The following is an 18990-nucleotide window of genomic DNA, read 5'->3' as shown; positions in this document are numbered from 1 at the left end:
TGCTGGCCGACCACCCCGTGCCCGCCGGACCGCCCGACCCGGACCTGCGCTCCCTGATCGCACGCCACCTCGGCTCCGACTGAAGCCCACCGACCCCTCCCCCGGCCCCCGCCCCGCTCCCACCCCCCGTCCCGGAAGGACTTCGCCCATGCTCAGACCCCGCGCCGTGGCCGCCCTGTTGACGGCGGCCCTGCTCTGCGCGCTCACCTCGGCCTGCGCCGGCGGCTCCGGCCCCGTGGGCGGCCGCTCCGGCGCCCCCGTATCCCTCGCCGCGAGCGACCACCTCGGCGGTGCGCCCGTCTACCTGGCCCAGGAGCGCGGGCTGTGGTCCGCCGAGGGCATCGACGCCACCGTGACCACCCAGCCCAGCGGGCGGGACGCGCTGAACGCCGTGCTCGGCGGTCAGGCACAGCTCGGCGTCGTCGGCGACCTGCCCGCGGTCACGGCCGCACTCGGCGGGCGCGAGGTGCGGATCGTCGCCGACCTGTCCCGGTTCTCCGACTGGCGCCTGCTGACCCGCACCGACCGGCAGATCAACGGCTTCGCCGCCCTCAAGGGCCGCAAGGTCGCGGTCCCGCAGGGGACGAACGTCGAGTACGCCCTGTCCCGGATGCTCGCCTCCGCGCAGCTGACCGCCGCGGACGTGACGGTGGTGAACCTCGCCCCGAACCAGGTGACTTCGGCGCTGGCCCGGGGCGACGTCGACGCCGGGGTCACCTTCCCCAGCTTCTACGACGCCGCCCGCACCACCCTCGGCGACCGCTACGCCGAACTCCCCTTCACCGGCTACACGGCCCGGACCCTGCTCGTCGCCGGTCCCAAGGCGACCGAGGAGACCGCCACGGCCGTGCTCCGGGCGCTGCTGAAGGCCCAGCGCGAGATCGCCGCCGACCCGGCCGCCGCGCGAAAGGCCGTACTCGCCCAGTCGAAGGGCGCTCTCCAGGCCGGATACGTGGACACCTTCCAGCCCCGCTACGACTACGGCGCGACCCTCTCGCCCGAGCTGCTCACCCAGTTGGAGCAGGAGGCCGGCTGGGCCAAGGCCGCCCAGGGCCTTCCGGGCTCCGCCGACCGCACGGCGCTGCTGCGGCACCTGCACCCCGCCCCCCTGACGGCCGTCGACCCGGCCGCCGTCACCCTCCGATGAGCCACCACCTGACACAGGAGACCCCCATGACCGTCGACCAGAACACCCTGCGCCGCCGCGGCGTCGGCCTGATCGCCCATGACCCCGACCGCAGCTACGGCGGCTACACCCTCTACACGCCCATCACCAGTGCCGGCGAGATCCACCTCGTCGACATCGGGGGCCGGCCCGCCCACACCTGGAACTCCCCGCACCCGCCCGGCCGCCAGGCCCAGCTCCTGCCGAACGGGAACCTCTTCTACGCCGCCAAGGACACCAGCAGCCCGACCCTCTTCCCCATCTGGGACGTCTACCACGGCGGCATCTTCCAGGAACTGGCCCCCGACTCCACGGTGATCCGCGAGGCCAGGCACCCCTTCCACCACCACGACGCCTCGCTGCTGCGCAACGGGAACCTCATCGTCACCGTCGTCGAACCCCTCGACCCGGCCGACGCCGCCCGGATCCGGGGCGGCATCCCCGGCTCCGAAGCGCCGGGCGGGGTGATCTACGGGGACGTGGTGTACGAGCTGACCTGGGAGGGCGAGGAGGTGTGGCGCTGGGCCGCCATCGACCACCTCGACCCCGAGGAGTTCCCGCTCGACCCGCACTTCGCCCGCGAGCACTGGCCCATGGCCAACACCGTCAACGAACGCGCCGACGGCTCGATCGTCCTGGGCTTCCGCAGCGCCTCCTCCACCGTGGCCGTGGACCGCGCCGACGGGTCCGTGCTCTGGCACATCGGCCCCGACGTCCTGGCGCAGCAGCACCATCCGCACGAGCTGGCGGACGGCAACATCCTCGTCTTCGACAACGGCACCTACCGCGACACCACGTCCGTCCCGTACTCGCGGGTGCTGGAGCTCGACCCGCGCACGGGCCGGCAGGTGTGGTCGTACGAGGACAACCCGCCGCAGAACTTCTACAGCCCCTACATGTCCAGCGCGCAGCGGCTTCCCAACGGCAACACCTTCATCGCCGAGGGCTCCTTCGGGCGGCTCTTCGAGGTGACCCCGGGCGGGGACGTGGTCTGGGAGTTCGTGGTCCCGCAGTTCCGGTCCTTCGGCGAGGGAGTGGGCCTGGAGTCCTCGGCCGGCGCCCAGAACTCGGTCTTCCGCGCCTACCGGTACTCCGCCGACCAGCTTCCCTGGCTGTGAACGACGGTCCGGTTCATTTCACCGGAAGGCGTTGTGTGTACGGCGGATGAAATTGCCGCACGCTTCCGCGGATATCGATATCGGGACCGTTGACAGCCCTTCTCCGGGCTGCCTAGCTTACGCCGCAGATAACGACATCGGCGGCCTCCTCTTTCCGGCATGACGGCTGCTTTTCGATTCTTCGATTTCATCGAATGCCGCTGGAGTGCCCGTGACCGAATCGCTCGTCCTCACCGCGCCGCCGAAGCCGCCCGCGCCGGCGGAACGGGTCCTCCCGCTCCGCCGGCCCGGGCGGTGGATCGCCACCGCCATCGTGCTGGTGCTGGTCTCCCAGGCCGCCCACGGACTGCTGGCCAACCCCTTCTACCAGTGGGACCGGTTCGCGTACTGGTTCGTCCGCCCGGTCATCCTCGAGGGCCTGCTCATCACCCTCCGGGTGGCCGCGTACAGCGCGGTCCTGGGCCTCGCGGGCGGCATCCTGCTCGCCCTCGGCAGGCTCTCCGCCAACCCCGTACTGCGGTCGGTGAGCTGGACGTACATCTGGCTGCTGCGCTCCGTGCCGCTGATCGTGGTCCTGCTCTTCCTCTACAACCTCAGCGCCCTCTACCCCACCCTGAGCATCGGCGTGCCCTTCGGGCCGGCCTTCTTCACCTTCGACGAATCGCGGCCGGCCACCGACATCGTCGTGGCAGTCGTCGGACTCAGCCTGTGCGAAGCGGCGTACGCGGCCGAGGTGGTCCGGGCCGGACTGCTCTCCGTCGACCAGGGCCAGCACGAGGCAGCGGCCGCACTGGGACTGCCCAAGCGCTACCAGTTCGCCCGGATCGTCTTCCCCCAGGCGCTGCGCTCCATCGTCCCCGCCTACGTCAACCAGCTGGTCGGGCTGGTCAAGGCCACCTCGCTGGTCTTCTACGTATCGCTGCTCGACCTGTTCGGCACGGTCCAGAGCCTCGGCAGCACCTACTCCGGCGACGTGGTGCCGCTGCTGCTGGTGGCCACCTTCTGGTACGTGGTCCTCACCAGCGTCCTGTCGGTCGTCCAGTTCCACGTCGAGCGGTACTACGCGCGCGGCGCGCTGCGCACCGTACCGCCCACCCCCCTGCAGCGGGTCCGGACGGGCCTGCGCGATCTGCGGGACCGCTTCCGGAAGGAGACGGCGCGATGACCACTGACACCCGTACGCGGGCCGCCGCGATCGAGGTCCACGACGTGCACAAGTGGTACGGCCGGCAGCAGGTCCTGGACGGGGTGAGCCTGACGCTGCGGCCGGGCACCGTCACCGCGGTCCTGGGACCCTCCGGCTCCGGCAAGTCCACCCTGCTGCGGGTCATCAACCACCTGGAGAAGCCCGGGTCCGGCCATGTCAGCGTGGGCGGCGAGCTGATCGGCGTACAGCGGCACGGCGGGCGGCTGAAGGAGCTGAGCGAGCGGGCGATCCTCGCCCAGCGCGGCCGGATCGGCTTCGTCTTCCAGAACTTCAACCTCTTCCCGCACCTGACCGTGCTGGACAACGTCGCCGCCGCCCCGGTCGCCACCGGCAGGCTGCCGCGCCCGCAGGCCCGGGCCGCGGCGCGCGAACTCCTGGAGCGCGTCGGGCTCGGCGACCGCACCGGCGCCTACCCGCGACAGCTCTCCGGCGGCCAGCAGCAGCGCGTGGCCATCGCCCGCGCCCTCGCGCTGCGGCCCGGGGTCATCCTCTTCGACGAACCCACCTCCGCGCTGGACCCCGAACTCGTCGGCGAGGTGCTGTCCGTGATCAAGGACCTGGCCACCGGCGGCACCACGCTGGTCATCGTCACGCACGAGATCGGCTTCGCCCGCGAGGTCGCCGACGAGGTCGTCTTCCTCGACGGCGGCCGCGTCGTCGAACAGGGCCCGCCCGGGCAGGTGCTGGACCGGCCCGCCCATCCCCGGACCCGGGAGTTCCTGAGCAAGGTGCTCTGATCCGGCCCACGCGCCCTACCCGCCCCACCGCCCCACCAGCCCGTCCCGACCGAAAGAGGAACACCATGCGACGCCGACGCCCCCCGCGCACCAGATTCCTCCGCGGCCTGGCCGCCGCCACCGCCACCGCGGCGCTCGCCTCCGGCGTCAGCGCGTGCGGCGGCGACGCGGGGGCGGCCGGGACCGGAGCGGGCGGGGACGCGGTGACCGTCGGCGCCGTGTCCAACGGCGCCGCCCGACAGACCGAGCTGACCGTCCCCGCCGTGGAGGCCCTGCGGGCGCAGCTGCCGGCCGCCGTACGCGAACGCGGTGAGCTCGTCATCGGCGTGGGCGCGCTGCCCGCCGGCTTCCCGCCGCTGGCGTACCTCGGCACCGACCAGAAGACGCTGACCGGCGCCGAGCCGGACCTCGGCCGGCTGGTGGCCGCCGCGCTCGGGCTCAGACCGGTGGTGAAGAACTCCACCTGGGAGAACCTCTTCGTCGGCATCGACAGCGGCAAGGTGGACGTGGCCTTCACGAACGTCACGGTCACGGAGGAGCGCAAGAAGAAGTACGAGTTCGCCTCCTACCGGCAGGACGACCTGGCCTTCGAGGCGCTGAAGGACGACCCGTGGAACTTCGGCGGCGACTACCGCAACCTCGCGGGGAAGACGGTCGCGGTCAGCTCGGGCACCAACCAGGAGAAGATCCTGCTGGAGTGGCAGAAGAAGCTCCGGGCCGAGGGCAAGGACATCGCCGTCAAGTACTTCCCCGACGCCAACAGCACCTACCTGGCCCTGAGCGGGAGGAAGATCGACCTCAGCTTCGGACCGAACCCGTCCATCGCCTACCACGTCACCCAGACCGCGAGCGGCAACGCACCCACCCGCAACGCCGGCTCCTTCTCGGGCGCGGGCGAGTCGCTCCAGGGGCTGATCGCGGCGACCGCGAAGAAGGACAGCGGGCTCGCCAAGCCGGTGGCGGAGACGATCAACCATCTGATCAAGAACGGCCAGTACGCGCAGCTGCTCGCCGCCTGGAACCTGTCCAACGAGGCCGTCACCACCTCGGAGGTCGACCCGCCGGGCCTGCCGGTGACCAACTCCTGAACCCCCGGCCCCCGGGCCGCGCCACGGACGGAGAGCCCGCCCCATGAGCACGAACACCGCTGCCGGCACGAGCACGAGCACGAGTGCGAGTACGACCGCCGGTGCCGGCGCGCGCCTCGGCCCCGCGCCGTCCCCGCACGTCCTCGACAACCCCGCCTGGGCCTCGCTGTCCGGCGCTCACGCCGCCCTCGCCGAGCGGGCGGCCCGAACCGGCACCGCCCCCGCCGCCTCCTCCCGTGCCGCCCGCTACCCGTCGGACGTCTCGCCGTTCGCCGCCCTCGCGGACCCGGCCGACCCGGACGCGTGGGCCGACCTGCGCAGGCTGGTCGGCGACGGCGGGACCGCCGCGCTCGCCGGGGTGCCGGCCCCGCCCGACGGGTGGCAGACCGTCGCGTCCATCCCCGGCGTCCAGCTGGTCGACACCTCGCTGCGCGCCGAACCCGCCCCCGAGGCGGTCAGGCTCGGCCCCGCCGACGTACCGGAGATCCTCGGTCTGATCGAGCTCACCCGACCCGGCCCGTTCCTGCCCCGCACCGTCGAGCTGGGCACCTACCTCGGCATCCGGCACCGGGGCCGGCTGATCGCCATGGCGGGGGAGCGGCTGCGCCCGCCGGGCTGGACCGAGATCAGCGCGGTGTGCACCCATCCCGACCACCAGGGCCGGGGCCTGGCGACGAGGCTGGTGCGCGCCGTCGCCGCGGGCATCCGGGAGCGCGGCGACGTCCCGTTCCTCCACGCCGCCGCGAGCAACACGACGGCGATCCGGCTGTACGAGTCGATCGGGTTCACCCTGCGCTTCCGCCCGTCCTTCACGGCGGTCCGCGCACCCGGCAATACCGCTGCCAACTGCTCTTAATATTTCGGTCATTGTATGGCACCGCTATCGGGCGTAGCGTTTCGAAGGGTTAGTGGCGACGGGCTCTTCCCCGCCCTTTCGTACGCCCTCACATGAGCGACGCGCATCGGCCTCCGCATTCGCACGGCCGATCAGGAAGGCGTAATTCGACATGTCCGCATCCCCTTCCGCATCCCCGTATCCCGCCGCATTCGCATCGGAGCCTTCCGGGCGGCTGCACCTCGCCGTCGCCCTCGACGGCGCGGGCTGGCATCCTGCCGCCTGGCGCGAGCCCGGTGCCCGGCCGGGTGAGCTCTTCACGGCCCGCCACTGGGCCGGTGCCGTGGCCGAGGCCGAAGCCGGACTGCTCGACTTCGTCACCTTCGAGGACGCCTTCTCCGTGCAGTCGTCCTCGCCGGAAGGGCCCGACGGGCGCACGGACCGGGTCCGCGGGCGGCTGGACGCGGTACTGACCGCGGCCCGCGTCGCACCGCTGACCCGGCACATCGGACTGGTCCCGGCCGTGACCGCCACGCACACCGAGCCCTTCCACATCTCCAAGGCGATCGCCACCCTGGACCATGTCAGCCGCGGCCGGGCGGGCCTGCGCATCCAGGTGTCGCAACTCGCTCACGAAGCACGGCACTTCGGACGGCGGGCCGTCCCCCTCCCGGACGCGGAGGCCCATGAGGAGGCAGCCGACCACGTCGAGGTGATCCGGCGGCTGTGGGACAGCTGGGACGACGACGCGGAGATCCGGGACGTGGCCACGGGCCGGTTCGTCGACCGCGACAAGCTGCACTACATCGACTTCGAGGGCCCCCACTTCAGCGTCAGGGGGCCGTCGATCACCCCGCGCCCGCCGCAGGGGCAGCCCGTGGTCACCGCGTTGGGCGCCGCCGGTCCCGGCGGCGACGACAGCGCGGCGTACGGCCTCATCGCCCGGTCCACGGACGTCGGTCACCTCGTGGTGCGCGACGCCGAGGGAGCCCGCACCGCGGTCGAACGGATCCGCCGGGCCCGCGAATCCGCCGGGCTCTGCGCCCAGCCGCTGCACCTCTTCGCGGACCTCACCGTGTACCTGGACGAGGACGCCCAGGCGGCCGGCGCGCGCAAGGAGCGCCTCGACGCGCTCGCGGGCGCCCCGTACGGCAGTGACGCGGCGGTCTTCACCGGGACCCCCGCCCAGCTGGCGGACCTGCTCCAGGACTGGCGGACGGCCGGCCTGTCCGGCTTCCGGCTGAGGCCGGCCGTGCTCGCCCACGACCTGCCCGCGATCACCCGGGGGCTGGTGCCGGAGCTCCAGCGGCGAGGGGTCTTCCGCCGCGCGTACGAGGCGGACACGCTGCGCGGACTGCTGGGCCTGGAGCGCCCGGCCGGCCGCTACGCCGCCCGCCCCGCCGGGCACTGCGCCGCCTGATCCCGGACCCGGAAGGAACCACCATGAGCAGCAAGCCGCTCAAGCAGATCCACCTCGCGGCCCACTTCCCCGGGGTCAACAACACCACGGTGTGGAGCGACCCGGCGGCGGGCAGCCACATCGACTTCGACTCGTTCGTCCACTTCGCACGGACCGCCGAACGCGCCAAGTTCGACTTCCTCTTCCTTGCCGAGGGGCTGCGGCTGCGTGAACAGGGCGGTCACATCTACGACTTGGACGTCGTGGGCCGCCCCGACACCTTCACGGTGCTCGCCGCCCTGGCGGCCGTCACCGAGCGCCTCGGGCTGACCGGGACGATCAACTCCACCTTCAACGAGCCCTACGAGGTGGCCCGCCAGTTCGCCTCGCTGGACCACCTCTCCGAGGGCCGGGCCGCCTGGAACGTCGTCACCTCCTGGGACGCCTTCACCGGAGAGAACTTCCGGCGCGGCGGGTTCCTCCCGCGCGAGGACCGCTACTCCCGAGCGAAGGAGTTCCTGGCCACCGCCACGGAGCTGTTCGACTCGTGGGACGGGTCCGAGCTCCTCGCCGACCCCGTGTCGGGCGTGTTCCTGCGCAACGCGCGGGCGGGGGCCTTCGCCCATCAGGGGCGTCACTTCGACATCGAGGGGCACTTCGACGTACCGCGCAGCCCGCAGGGCCGGCCCGTGGTCTTCCAGGCGGGCGACTCCGACGAGGGCCGCGAGTTCGCCGCCGTCGGCGCCGACGCGATCTTCGGCCGGTACGGGACGCTCGACGAGGGACGGGCGTTCTACGCCGACGTCAAGGGCCGCCTGTCCAAGTACGGCCGGTCTCCGGACCAGTTGAAGATCCTGCCCGCGGCCACCTTCGTCCTCGGCGACACCGACGCCGAGGCGCACGAGATCGCGCACGAGGTCCGCCGGCTCCAGGTCAGCGGACAGACCGCGATCACGTACCTGGAGCACGTCTGGAACCGCGACCTGTCCGGCTACGACCCGGACGGCCCGCTGCCCGCCGTGGACCCGGTGGTCGGGGAGAACACCATCGCCCTGGGCCGGGCGAGCGTCCGACAGTTCCGCGACCCGCTCGAAACCGCCCGGCAGTGGCGCGAGCTCGCCGAGGCCGAGAAGCTGTCGATCCGCGAGCTCGTCATCGCGACCACCTCCCGCCAGACGTTCGTCGGCTCCGCCGCCACGGTCGCCGGGTCGATCGACGACCTGGTGCAGGCGGACGCGGCCGACGGGTTCATCCTCGTCCCCCACATCACGCCGGGCGGCCTGGACGGCTTCGCGGACTCCGTCGTCCCGCTGCTCCAGGAGCGCGGAGTCTTCCGCGGCGAGTACGAGGGCACGACCCTGCGCGACCACCTCGGGATCTCCGTGCCCGGCCCCGTCCGGCCGCCGACCGGCCCGGCGGCGCCCCGCGAGACCCCCGATCCCGCCTTCCCCGGCCTGTAAGGAGCCCGCATGTCCGGCATCCCCCTCGGGGTCCTCGACCTCGTCCCGGTCCCGTCCGGATCCACCGCCGCCGAGGCCCTGCACCACAGCATCGACCTCGCCCGGCAGACGGAGGCCTTCGGCTACGCCCGCTACTGGTTCGCCGAGCACCACCTCAACCCGGGGGTCGCCGGGACCTCCCCGGCGGTCGTCCTCGCCCTGACCGCCTCCGCGACCTCGACCATCCGGCTCGGTTCCGGCGCCGTACAGCTCGGGCACCGCACCGCGCTGTCCACGGTCGAGGAGTTCGGCCTGATCGACGCGCTGCACCCGGGACGCCTGGACCTGGGGCTGGGCCGCTCGGCCGGCCGGCCGCAACCGCGCCCCGCCGGGCCCGCCGTGGCCGCCGCGCCCGCCACTCCGGTCGTGGACGGCCACACCTCCAACGGGCTGCGCATCCCGGCCCGGTTCTCCTTCGAGCACCTGCTGGGCCATCCGCGGATCGCACTCCAGCAGCGGCTGCTGAACCTGCCCGGTGCCCAGCCGCAGGACTACGCCGAGCAGGTCGACGACGTCCTCGCGCTGCTGCGGGGCGAGTACCGCTCCCCGGAGGGCGTGGAGGCACATGCCGTCCCGGGCGAGGGGGCCGACGTACAGGTGTGGATCCTGGGCAGCAGCGGTGGCGTCAGCGCGGAGACCGCCGGCCGCAACGGGCTGCGGTTCGCCGCGAACTACCACGTCAGCCCCGCTTCGGTACGGGAGGCGGCGGAGGGCTACCGGGCCGCGTTCAAGCCGTCCGCCGAACTGGACCGGCCGTATGTGACGGTGTCCGCCGACGTCGTCGTCGCCGAGGACGACGCGACCGCCCGTGAACTGGCCGCCGGATACGCGCCCTGGGTGCGCAGCATCCGAACCGCCGAGGGCGCCATCCCCTATCCCACGCCCGCCGAAGCGCGCGCCCTGCCCTGGACCGAGGCGGAGCGGGTACTGGTCGCCGACCGGGTGGAGACCCAGTTCGTCGGCTCGCCCAGGACCGTCGCCGATCACCTGGAGCGGCTCCAAGAGGCCACGGGGGCGGACGAGTTGCTGATCACCACCATCACGCACGCCCACGCCGACCGGGTCCGCTCCTACCGCCTGCTGGCCGAGGAGTGGCAGCGTCGCCCAGGCGGGGGGACGGCTGACGTCACACGCTTTTAATGCCATGTGCATGGCCATCAGGGCGGTGCTCTCCGCATGATCGAACCCCATCCGCGAGAGCCGAGGAGCCCCCTGATGCCCACCCGCCGCCACTTCCTCGCCGGGTCCGCGGCCGCCGTCGGCCTCACCGCGCTCCCCGCCGCACCGGAGGCCCGGGCGGCGGCCGACGAGCCCCGGGCCGAGACCGCCGCCGAGGCGAGCCCCAACCTCGTCGTGATCCTCGCCGACGACCTGGGCTACGGAGACCTCGGCGCGTACGGCCAGAAGCTGATCACCACGCCGCGGATCGACCGGCTCGCCGCCGAGGGGCTCAGGTTCACCGACGCCTACTCGACGGCCGCGGTCTGCGCCCCGTCCCGCTGCTCGCTGCTGACCGGTCTGCACACCGGCCACTCCGCCGTCCGGGCCAACCCCAACGGCGCCCCCGGCGCGCTGAAGGCCGGTGACACCACCTTCGCCGAAGTGCTGCGCGCCCGCGGCTACCGGACCGCCGTGATCGGCAAATGGGGCTTCGGGCCGGAGGAGGGCGACCAGCCGAGCCACCCCAACGCCCGTGGCTTCGAGGAGTTCTACGGCTACATCGACCACGGGCACGCCCACGAGTACTACCCGCAGTACCTGTGGCACAACGGCGCCAAGGAGGCCATCGCCGCCAACGCGAACGGCGCGAAGGGCGCTTACGCACCCCAGCTCATCGAGCAGCGCGCACTGGACTTCATCGGCGCCCACGCCGCCGAGCCCTTCCTGCTGTTCCTCACACCGACCGTGCCGCACGCACCGAGCGACATCCCCGACGTCGGCGCGTACGCCTCCCGCACCTGGACCCAGCAGAACAAGGGCCACGCCGCCCAGATCACCTCCTTCGACACGCTCGTCGGGAAGGTCACCGACCGGCTGCGCGCGCTCGGCATCGCCGAGAACACCGTCGTCCTCGTCACCAGCGACAACGGCCCGCACGAAGAAGGCGGGGTCAATCCCGACCTGTTCGACGCGAACGGCCCGCTGCGCGGCTACAAGCGCAACCTGTACGAGGGCGGCATCCGCGTCCCGCTGATCGCCTGGTCCCCGGGCCGGATCGGCGCGGGCACCAGCGACCGCCCCACCCCGCTCACCGATGTGCTGCCCACCCTGGCCGAACTCGGCGGCGCACCCGCACCCACGGACATCGACGGACTGTCGGCGGCGCCGCTGCTGGCCGCAAGCGCGCCCGCCGCCCGCCACAACCACCTGTACTGGTACCGGGACGAACGCGGCGTCACCAGCCGCGCCAACACCCAGGACGGCGGCCGCGCCACCTGGCTCGCCGAGGCCGTCCGCAAGGACCGCTGGAAGGCCGTGCGGTTCGCTCCCGTCAGGGACCACGCCCTCCCGGACGCCCAGTGGCAGGTCGAGCTGTACGACCTCGCCTCCGACCTCGGTGAACAGCGCAATGTCGCCGACGCCAACCCGTCCGTGGTGACCGGCCTGGTCGCGCTGATGCGCTCCTCGTGGGCGGACGCCTACGTCCGCAAGCCCTTCGGCGTCCGCGCGCAGGTCCAGGACCCGGCCCTGCCCGGACAGCCCTTCACGGTCACCGGGACCCTGGCCAACGGGTCGGGCCGGCCCTGGGGCCGCGCGCTCCTCGCGCTGCAGGCCCCGGCGGGCTGGCAGGTCCAAGCCACCACCCCGGCCGGGCGGGACCCGCTGCCCGCAGGCGCCGCACTGGCCGTCACCTGGCGCGTCACCCCGCCCGCGACGGCCGCCCCCGGCACGCGCTGGCCGCTGACCGTCTCCGGCACCGCCGAGGCGACGAGCGGACCGGTCCGCTACTCCGCCACGGAACGGATCGTCACGGTGCCGCCGGCGCCGACCGCCGACGCCTACCTGAGCGACCTCGCGTGGGTGTCGGCCGCCAACGGCTGGGGCCCGGTGGAACGCGACCGGTCCAACGGGCGCAAGGAAGCGGGGGACGGCACGCCGATCTCCTTCGGCGGGGTGACGTACCCCAAGGGCCTCGGAGTCCACGCCCCCTCCGAGATCGTCTACCACCTCGGCGGCTCGGCCGACCGCTTCACCGCACTCGTCGGCATGGACGACTTCTCGACGGACCAGTCCGCAACCGGCGCGACGAAGGCCTCGGTGCGGGGCGACGGCAAGGTGCTGTTCACCACGGGCAAGCTGACCGGGGCGGGCGGCCCCGTGCCGGTGGACCTCGACGTACGCGGGGTGAAGCTGCTGCACCTGGTCGTCGAGGACGCCAACGCCAGTACGGCCTTCGACCACACCTCGTGGGCCCTCGCCCGGGTGACGGTGCGCTGAGCGGGAGCGCCTGAGGCGGTGGCCGGATCGGGGGCGGCCGGCCCGGCCCGGGACGGCCCGGGGCGGCCTCCGTTGCGAAGCGGACTGGCGGTCCGTATGCTTCGGCGATGCGGACCGCCGGTCCGCTTTGGGTCGGCCGAGCGCAACGGGGCGGAAACCGCCACGCCTTGGCCAGAACGGAAGCCTCGAACATGACCATCCCCATGCCCCGCGCGGCTGCCTCGTCACCCGCCGCCGAAGTCCCGTCCGACCGCGCCACCCTGGTCATCGGAGCCACCGGCACCACCGGCCGCCGGGTCACCGCGGGCCTCCTCGCCGAAGGCCGCCGCGTCAAGGCGGGCGGTCGCACCGCCACCCCGGTCGGGGGCGCGCAAGCCGTCCGCTTCGACTGGAACGAGCCCGCGACCTGGGGTCCGGCCCTGGACGGCGTCGACCGGGCCTACCTGGTCCCGCCCATCGGCTCCTCCGACCCGGCCGCCGTCATCCTGCCCTTCCTCCACCAGGCCCGTACGGCGGGCGTGCTGCGGGCGGTCCTGCTGAGCTCGTCGGCGATCCCCGCGGGGGGCCCGGCGGTGGGGCAGGTCCACCAGGCCCTGCCCGGCCTGTTCGAGCAGTGGGCGGTGCTGCGGCCCTCCTGGTTCATGCAGAACTTCACCGGAACCGCCCCGCACGCCCGCAGCATCCGTGAAGACGGCACCATCCGGACGGCCGCGGGCGACGGCCGCGTCGGGTTCGTCGACGCGCGGGACATCGCCGCGGTCGCCGTACGGGCGCTGACCGACGCACAGGCCCCCGACACCGACCTGATCCTCACCGGTCCGCAGGCGCTGAGCCATGACGAGGTCGCCGCGATCATGACCGAGGTCACCGGCCGGACCGTCGTACACCGGCACCTGACGTTCGACGAACTGCGCGACCGCTGGGCCGCCGAGATCCCGCTGGAGTTCGCCACCATGCTCGCCGGCATGGACCGCGCCATCGCCGGCGGGGCCGAGGACCGCACCTCGGACACCGTCCAGCGGCTCACCGGGCGCCCCCCGTCCACCTTCCGCGCGTTCGTCGAACGAGAGCTGTCGTGAACCGTGCGTAGGGTGGCAGCGCATGTCGTCACCAGCCCGTTCCGCAAGGGACGGCCCGAGGCCGCCAAGGAGGACCTGTGGCTCAGCGCACGGAACGCACGGAACGCGTGGAACGCGCGGACGCCCTGCGCAACCGAGAGGCCGTCCTGGCCGCGGCCGACGCGCTCTTCGCCGCCAGCAGCAGCCCCCAGAGCGTGTCGATGGACGAGATCGCCGCGGCCGCGGGCGTGGGCAAGGGCACGCTCTTCCGTCGCTTCGGCGACCGCGCCGGCCTGATCTCGGCCGTGATCGCCTCCCGCCTCGAACCCCTTCGGCACGCCGTGCGGGAGGCGCAGGAGGCGGCCGGGTCCCCACCGCGGCAGCGGGTGCTGGAGCTCCTCGACACCTCGCTGCGCTTCAAGATCGAGAACCGGAACCTGATGTCGGCCGCGGAGCACGCCGGGCTCAGCAGCCCCTACCGGGCCGAGCACTACGGCTGGTGGCACGACATGCTCCGCACGGAACTCGCCCGGATGCCCGGGGTCGCCGACGCGGACTTCACCGCGCACGCACTGCTGGCCGCCCTCCGCGCCGACCTGGTGGCCCATCTGGTCGACGACCAGGGGATGGAGCCCGACCGCCTGCGGTCCTCGCTCGCGGCGTACGTCGAGAGCGTCCTCGGCGCCGGGTGAGCCGGCCGGCCGCGAGGCGGCCGAGAACGTCCCGCGGCCGGGCGTGGGCCACGGCACACCCCCTGCTGCGTGGGGGAGCGGGATGCGGGCATGTGCGGGTGGTCGTGTCCGCTCCCCTTGCCGGCCGGAGGCATCGCCGTGCACATCTCAAGCATCCTCAGCGCCGTGCTCATCGGAGTGGCCATCGGCGTGCTGGGCCGCCTGGCGGTGCCGGGCAGACAGCACATCGGCGTGCTGTGGACCCTCACCGTGGGAATCGCCGCCGCCCTGGCCGGGACCGCCCTCGCGGGCGTCCTGGGGGTCGCGGACACGCGCGGCGTCGACTGGGCCGAGTGGCTGGCGCAGATCGCCCTGGCCGCCGCGGGCGTGTGGGCCCTGTCCCGCGCCAAGGGGTTCCGCTGAAGACGAGAAAACCGTCGCGCGTCGCATCCTCACCAGTTTGAGGTCGGGGCGGATGGTCATACGCGGCAGGAGGAAGTCATGGCCAACACATCTGAAAACGAGACTCAGAAGAAGGCGGACGGGGGAAAGCCCCCGAGCCCGGCAGCGGTGATCCTCTCGGCGAAGCAGCAGCTCTCCGAGCTGCTGGGCCTGCCGACGGAAGCCGTCAGCTCGTGTGAGCGCGCCGACGACGGCACGTGGAAACTCTCGGTCGAAATCGTCGAACTGCCGCGCGTCCCGGACACGATGACGCTGCTCGCCTCGTACGACGTCGAAGTCGACGCCGACGGCGAGCTCATCGGATACCGGCGCACCCGCCGCTACGAAAGGGGCCGTGCGGACCGCCGCTGAAAGCGGCAGCTCCCGGCCCTGTCCCGAAGAGAAGGGGAACCAGAGCAATGACTGTCGTTCCTGCCCAGCCCGCACCCGCCGCCTCCGGCGGTGGTTCCAGCGGCCTGTACGACGTACTCGAACTCGTCCTGGACCGGGGCCTGGTCATCGACGCGTTCGTACGGGTGTCGCTGGTCGGCATCGAGATCCTCAAGATCGACATACGCGTGGTCGTGGCCAGCGTGGACACCTACCTGCGCTTCGCCGAGGCCTGCAACCGCCTCGACCTCGAAGCCGGACCGCGCAAGAGCCCGGGCCTGCCCGACCTCGTCGGCGAGATGACCGAGTCCGGGGCCCGGGGCAAGACCAAGGGCGCCCTCAGCGGTGCCGCCCAGACCATCTCCGACGCGTTCAGCCAGGCCCGTGACGAGGGCTCGGAGGAGAAGACCGAGAGCCGGCCGCGCCGGCGCAGCACCACCACCCGGCGGGAGGAGAAGGAATGAGCACCTACGTCTACGGCATCACCAGGGCCTCGCGCGAGCTGCCCGACACCATCGACGGCATAGGCGAACCGCCGCTGCCGGTCCGCACCGTCAAGTCCGGCAAACTGGTCGCCCTGGTCAGCGACGCGCCCACGGAGCTCAAGGCGAAGCGGCGCGATCTCCTGGCCCACCAGCGGGTGGTGATCCAGGCCCAGGTGGGCGGCCCCGTCCTGCCGATGCGCTTCGGCGGCGTCTCACCCGACGACGACGCGGTCGGCGCGATCCTCACCGAGCACCACGACGCCTACCTGGAGCGGCTGGAGGTCCTGGCCGGCCGGGACGAGTACAACGTCAAGGCCAACCACCAGGAGGAAGCGGTCCTCTACGCCGTGCTCGCCGCCAACCCGCAGCTGCGCGAGCGGCACCAGGCCATGCGCGCGGCCGGCGGCGGCAGCCACGAGGAGAAGCTGGTGTTCGGCCAGCTCGTCGCCGGCGCCGTCTCGGAGCGTGAGCGTGCGGACGCCGTGCTGATCGAGGAGACCCTCGCCCCGTTCGCCGAGGCGGTGCACCGGGGCCCCGAGAGCACGGGCTGGCTCGCCAACCTCTCCTTCCTCGTCGACCGCAACCGCCGGGAGGACTTCCTCGCCGCCGTCCGCGGGCTGTACGAGGAGCACGAACACCTCCAGGTGCAGGCGACCGGACCGCTGCCGCCCTACAGCTTCGCCGACGCGGGCTGACCGCCATGGGCCTGCTGAAGGAGGTGCTGCTGCTGCCCGCCGCGCCGGTGCGCGGGACGGCGTGGGTCCTGCGCCAGGTGGTCGCGGAAGCGGAGCGGCAGTACTACGACCCCGCCGTCGTCCAGCGCGAGCTCGCACAGCTCGTCGCGGCCTTCGAGGCAGGGGAGATGGACGAGTCCGAGTTCGACCGCCGGGAGGACGAACTCCTGGCCCGACTGGAAAGCAGGATGCCACCGCAATGAACCCCCGCATGGCAATGGGACTGGCCGTGGGAGCCGGCTACGTACTGGGCCGCACGAAGAAGGCCAAGGTGGCCTTCGGCCTGACGACGCTGGTGCTCGGCCGGAAGCTCGCCCCCGACGGAGCGTCGCTCGCCTCCTTCCTCGGCAGCCGCCTGGGCGACAACCCGCAGCTGAAGGAGATACGCGAGCAACTGCGCACGGATCTGCGCGGCGTGGGGTCGGCGGCCGTGAGCGCCATTGTCGACCGTCGGCTGGAAGCGGTGGCCGACCGCCTGCACGACCGCACGCTGGACGTGCAGGACCGCCTCGCCGGGCTGACCGGCCGCGACGGGGAGGAGCCCCGCGACAGCGACGAGCGCGGGCCCGCCGGTGACGGCGACGAGGACGAGGAGGCCGGCGGGGGCCGGCCGCCGGCGCGCAAGCGGGCCGCCCCCGCCAAGCAGGCCTCCGCCGGAACCGGCAGCCGCCGCACCGGGTCCTCGACGGCCAAGGGCTCCGCGCGGACGGGCGCCAGGAGCACCGGCAAGCCGACCGCCCGACGCGCCGCGAAGCGGTCCGCCGGCAGCGGCAAGGGCGGTGCCGACGATGCCTGAGTCCGCCCTGGCACGCATCAAGGACAGCCCGGCCGCCGACCGGGCCAAGCAGGAACTGGAGGGCTACCTCATGGCCCAGGCCGAGCGGGCCCTCGCGGGCGCCGGCCGGGCCATGGGGCGCTCGACCGCCCACCTGACCGCGATGGCCGACGGCACCAGCCCCGGCCTGAGGGCGCTGGCCCTCGACAGCGCCCGCAAGGTCGCCAAGGGGCGGGCCCCGCTCCGAGCCGTGGTCGAAGCCGGCGCGAAGCAGGTCGGGGCCAGGGCCGCGCACGCCGTGCGCGACCGGCTCACCCGGCGCGGCGGCAGGCCCGGCCGGGGCCGCCCCACCCTCATCATGGAATCGGTGGACGTGGGCGTGCCCGTCAAGGACGCCTACAACCAATGGACCCGCTACCGCGACTTCCCCGAGTTCGCGCAGGGGGTCACCAGCGCCGAGGCGGTCGACGAGACCACCAGCGACTGGAACGCCAAGATCTTCTGGTCCCACCGCAGCTGGACGGCCCACGTCACCGAACAGGTCCCCGACGAGCGCATCGCCTGGACCTCAGAGGGCGCCAAGGGCACGACCCGCGGTGTGGTCACCTTCCACGAGCTCACCGTCGACCTCACCCGCGTCCTGCTGGCCATCGAGTACCACCCGCGGGGCCTCCTGGAGAAGACCGCCAACCTCTGGCGCGCCCAGGGCCGGCGGGTCCGCCTGGACCTCGGGAACTACGCCCGCTTCCTCACCCTCAAGGGCGGCCAGGCTGACGGCTGGAGGGGCGAGGTCCACGACGGCGAACTCGTCGACGAGGACGAGGCGGAACTCGAAGAGGCCTACCGGGGCGAGGATGGCGACGAGGCCTTCGAGGGCGGCGAGGACGGCGAGGAGGCCTTCGAGGACGACGAAGGCTACGAGGACGACGAGGAGGGTGTGGCCGAGGACCCCGACGTCGACTACGAGGACGAAGCCGAGGGCCCCGAAGCCGACTACGAGCACGCGGAACGGGACGGGGAACCCGATCCCGAGGAAGCCGAGCCCGACCGGGAGCCCGAGGACGAGCCGGAAGCCGCCCGGCCGCGCGGCCGCCGGGGAAGCCGGCGGTCGGCATGACGACGCCCTCCGGCCTGCCCCGGCCCTACGAGGACAGCTCCAGCGCCAACCTCGCCGACATCCTCGAACGCGTCCTCGACAAGGGCGTGGTCATCGCCGGGGACATCCGCATCAACCTCCTCGACATCGAACTGCTCACCATCAAACTCCGCCTGGTCGTCGCCTCGGTCGACCGGGCCAAGGAGATGGGGATCGACTGGTGGGAGCAGGACCCCGCCCTCTCCTCCAAGGCCCGCCACCGCGAACTCGGCCGGGAGAACGAGGAACTGCGCCGCCGCGTCGCGGAACTGGAAGCCCGCCGGGAGGAGCACCCGTGACCGAAGACCTGCTCTACGTCTACACCGTGCTGCGCACACCGGCGCCCCCGTCCGCGCCCCTGGCGCTCGACGAGCCCGAGGCCGCTCTGGGTACGGGCCTGGAGCTCGTCGAGCACCAGGGGCTCACGGCGGTCGCCGAGCCCGTCGACGCGGCCGACTTCGACGAGCAGCCGCTGCGCGCACACCTGGAAGACCTCGACTGGCTCGCGCGGATCGCCAGGGCCCACCACGAGGTGGTCGCTCGCGTCGGCCGCCGCACCACGACCGTTCCCCTCCGGCTGGCGACCATCTGCCGCGGCCGGCCGGGAGTCCGGCGGATGCTGGCCGAGGCGCACGGGCCCCTCAGCGAGGCCCTGGAGAGGGTCACGGACGCGGAGGAGTGGGGCGTCAAGCTCTACGCCCAGCCCGCGCCCGCCGACCCCCCTGCGGCCGAGCCCGGCGCGGCGGCCCCCGCGGACGCGCCCCCCGGCGGCCGCGCGGGGGCCCCCCCCGGCCCCCCCCCACGCCCCCCCCCCC

General features: G+C 73.1%; 21 protein-coding genes. All 21 read left to right on the top strand.

Features of this window, described 5'->3' with window-relative positions:
- Nucleotides 1-148 precede the first annotated feature (148 nt).
- Entirely contained in the window at nucleotides 149-1147 is a 999-nt protein-coding gene (locus AB0D66_RS32320) for an NrtA/SsuA/CpmA family ABC transporter substrate-binding protein (RefSeq protein WP_362310767.1), read from the top strand.
- A 26-nt stretch (nucleotides 1148-1173) separates the two neighbouring features.
- On the top strand, nucleotides 1174-2283 hold the full coding sequence (locus AB0D66_RS32315; protein WP_362310766.1) for an aryl-sulfate sulfotransferase: 1110 nt from the start codon (nucleotides 1174-1176) through the stop codon (nucleotides 2281-2283).
- Between the two features lie 211 nt (nucleotides 2284-2494).
- Nucleotides 2495-3448, top strand: coding sequence for an amino acid ABC transporter permease (locus tag AB0D66_RS32310; RefSeq protein WP_362310765.1), 954 nt, complete (start codon nucleotides 2495-2497; stop codon nucleotides 3446-3448).
- On the top strand, nucleotides 3445-4227 hold the full coding sequence (locus AB0D66_RS32305) for an amino acid ABC transporter ATP-binding protein (RefSeq protein WP_362310764.1): 783 nt from the start codon (nucleotides 3445-3447) through the stop codon (nucleotides 4225-4227). The genes AB0D66_RS32310 and AB0D66_RS32305 overlap by 4 nt, the downstream gene beginning before the upstream one ends.
- Nucleotides 4228-4292: 65 nt before the next feature.
- A complete protein-coding gene (locus tag AB0D66_RS32300; RefSeq protein ID WP_362310763.1) occupies nucleotides 4293-5315 on the top strand; it encodes a transporter substrate-binding domain-containing protein in 1023 nt (340 codons plus the stop codon).
- A 43-nt stretch (nucleotides 5316-5358) separates the two neighbouring features.
- On the top strand, nucleotides 5359-6171 hold the full coding sequence (locus AB0D66_RS32295; protein WP_362310762.1) for a GNAT family N-acetyltransferase: 813 nt from the start codon (nucleotides 5359-5361) through the stop codon (nucleotides 6169-6171).
- 151 nt (nucleotides 6172-6322) lie between these two features.
- Complete coding sequence (locus tag AB0D66_RS32290) at nucleotides 6323-7570, top strand: LLM class flavin-dependent oxidoreductase (RefSeq protein ID WP_362310761.1); 1248 nt, start codon at nucleotides 6323-6325, stop codon at nucleotides 7568-7570.
- Nucleotides 7571-7593: 23 nt separating this feature from the next.
- Nucleotides 7594-9009 carry an NtaA/DmoA family FMN-dependent monooxygenase gene (locus AB0D66_RS32285; RefSeq protein ID WP_362310760.1) on the top strand — a complete coding sequence of 472 codons (1416 nt, stop codon included), beginning with the start codon at nucleotides 7594-7596 and terminating at the stop codon, nucleotides 9007-9009.
- Nucleotides 9010-9018: 9 nt separating this feature from the next.
- Nucleotides 9019-10188 (top strand): LLM class flavin-dependent oxidoreductase, encoded by a 1170-nt coding sequence (locus AB0D66_RS32280; protein ID WP_362310759.1) that lies wholly within the window; start codon nucleotides 9019-9021, stop codon nucleotides 10186-10188.
- A 75-nt stretch (nucleotides 10189-10263) separates the two neighbouring features.
- Complete coding sequence (locus AB0D66_RS32275; protein WP_362310758.1) at nucleotides 10264-12486, top strand: sulfatase-like hydrolase/transferase; 2223 nt, start codon at nucleotides 10264-10266, stop codon at nucleotides 12484-12486.
- A 203-nt stretch (nucleotides 12487-12689) separates the two neighbouring features.
- Complete coding sequence (locus AB0D66_RS32270; RefSeq protein WP_362310768.1) at nucleotides 12690-13565, top strand: NmrA family NAD(P)-binding protein; 876 nt, start codon at nucleotides 12690-12692, stop codon at nucleotides 13563-13565.
- A 77-nt stretch (nucleotides 13566-13642) separates the two neighbouring features.
- Nucleotides 13643-14236 (top strand): TetR/AcrR family transcriptional regulator, encoded by a 594-nt coding sequence (locus AB0D66_RS32265; protein WP_362310757.1) that lies wholly within the window; start codon nucleotides 13643-13645, stop codon nucleotides 14234-14236.
- Nucleotides 14237-14374: 138 nt separating this feature from the next.
- Nucleotides 14375-14638, top strand: coding sequence for a GlsB/YeaQ/YmgE family stress response membrane protein (locus AB0D66_RS32260; RefSeq protein WP_362310756.1), 264 nt, complete (start codon nucleotides 14375-14377; stop codon nucleotides 14636-14638).
- Between the two features lie 78 nt (nucleotides 14639-14716).
- On the top strand, nucleotides 14717-15028 hold the full coding sequence (gene gvpO / locus AB0D66_RS32255) for a gas vesicle protein GvpO (RefSeq protein WP_362310755.1): 312 nt from the start codon (nucleotides 14717-14719) through the stop codon (nucleotides 15026-15028).
- Nucleotides 15029-15075: 47 nt separating this feature from the next.
- Nucleotides 15076-15510, top strand: coding sequence for a gas vesicle structural protein GvpA (locus tag AB0D66_RS32250; RefSeq protein WP_362310754.1), 435 nt, complete (start codon nucleotides 15076-15078; stop codon nucleotides 15508-15510).
- Nucleotides 15507-16226: a GvpL/GvpF family gas vesicle protein gene (locus tag AB0D66_RS32245; RefSeq protein ID WP_362310753.1), complete on the top strand. Its 720-nt coding sequence runs from the start codon at nucleotides 15507-15509 to the stop codon at nucleotides 16224-16226. Before AB0D66_RS32250 ends, AB0D66_RS32245 begins: the two co-directional genes overlap by 4 nt.
- A 5-nt stretch (nucleotides 16227-16231) precedes the next feature.
- Nucleotides 16232-16468: a gas vesicle protein GvpG gene (locus AB0D66_RS32240; RefSeq protein WP_362310752.1), complete on the top strand. Its 237-nt coding sequence runs from the start codon at nucleotides 16232-16234 to the stop codon at nucleotides 16466-16468.
- Between the two features lie 8 nt (nucleotides 16469-16476).
- A complete protein-coding gene (locus AB0D66_RS32235; protein WP_362310751.1) occupies nucleotides 16477-17061 on the top strand; it encodes a DNA primase in 585 nt (194 codons plus the stop codon).
- Entirely contained in the window at nucleotides 17054-18157 is a 1104-nt protein-coding gene (locus AB0D66_RS32230; RefSeq protein ID WP_362310750.1) for an SRPBCC family protein, read from the top strand. The genes AB0D66_RS32235 and AB0D66_RS32230 overlap by 8 nt, the downstream gene beginning before the upstream one ends.
- Nucleotides 18154-18474 carry a gas vesicle protein gene (locus AB0D66_RS32225; RefSeq protein ID WP_362310749.1) on the top strand — a complete coding sequence of 107 codons (321 nt, stop codon included), beginning with the start codon at nucleotides 18154-18156 and terminating at the stop codon, nucleotides 18472-18474. The genes AB0D66_RS32230 and AB0D66_RS32225 overlap by 4 nt, the downstream gene beginning before the upstream one ends.
- A partial coding sequence (locus AB0D66_RS32220; RefSeq protein ID WP_362310748.1) for a GvpL/GvpF family gas vesicle protein occupies nucleotides 18471-18990 on the top strand: 520 nt, incomplete at its 3' end. The genes AB0D66_RS32225 and AB0D66_RS32220, both read left to right, overlap by 4 nt.

It is taken from the genome of Streptomyces sp. NPDC048270 (assembly GCF_040652335.1).
Taxonomy (GTDB): Bacteria; Actinomycetota; Actinomycetes; order Streptomycetales; family Streptomycetaceae; genus Streptomyces.
The sequence above is the reverse complement of the archived record's forward strand: the minus strand, read 5'-3'. Positions and strand labels throughout refer to the sequence as shown.